Raw genomic sequence first — 473 nt, 5'->3', positions numbered from 1 at the left:
CCATCTGGCCGGCCTGGTTGCGCACGCTCCAGCGCTCGATGTCCTGCGGCTGCATGCGCGCTTCGGCGGCGCCCTGGATGAACACCTTCTTGATGCGGCCCTTGTAGATGAAGTTGTTGACGAAGCAGAAAAGCCGGCTATAATGGGCGGCTCGCTACGAAGGAAACTTCGCAGCACACGGGAACGGCGCTGAGGCCACTTCCCCGGATCTTTGAAAGTATGCGCAGGTATTCGCCAGCGATCTCGCCCAGCTTGCCGAAGAACACCACGCGGTGCCATTCGGTGCGCTCCTGCTGGTTGCCATCCTTGTCCTTGCGGACGCTGGTGGTGGCCAGGCTGATGCGGGTGATCGCCATGGAAGACGGCATGGTCCGTGATGACCGCCGCCAGAACGAAACCGTAGAGTCCGCCCCATGACCAAGACGTCGCATCTGCTTCCCCTCAGCCTGGCCCTGTCCGCGGCACTGCTGCTC

At 62.6% G+C, this 473-nt stretch carries 2 pseudogenes; one reads left to right on the top strand and one right to left on the bottom strand.

Features of this window, described 5'->3' with window-relative positions:
- Positions 1-194: 194 nt before the first annotated feature.
- Positions 195-356 (bottom strand): annotated as a pseudogene (locus ABGA94_RS20630) (single-stranded DNA-binding protein); the annotation flags it as partial.
- On the opposite strand from ABGA94_RS20630, the pseudogene ABGA94_RS20625 reads away from it, so the two are divergent.
- Positions 343-417 (top strand): annotated as a pseudogene (locus tag ABGA94_RS20625) (ABC transporter ATP-binding protein); the annotation flags it as partial. The pseudogenes ABGA94_RS20630 and ABGA94_RS20625 overlap by 14 nt on opposite strands.
- Positions 418-473: the final 56 nt, after the last annotated feature.

The organism is Stenotrophomonas sp. 3diitr2024 (genome assembly GCF_042136455.1).
Lineage (GTDB): Bacteria > Pseudomonadota > Gammaproteobacteria > Xanthomonadales > Xanthomonadaceae > Stenotrophomonas > Stenotrophomonas sepilia.
The sequence above is the reverse complement of the archived record's forward strand: the minus strand, read 5'-3'. Positions and strand labels throughout refer to the sequence as shown.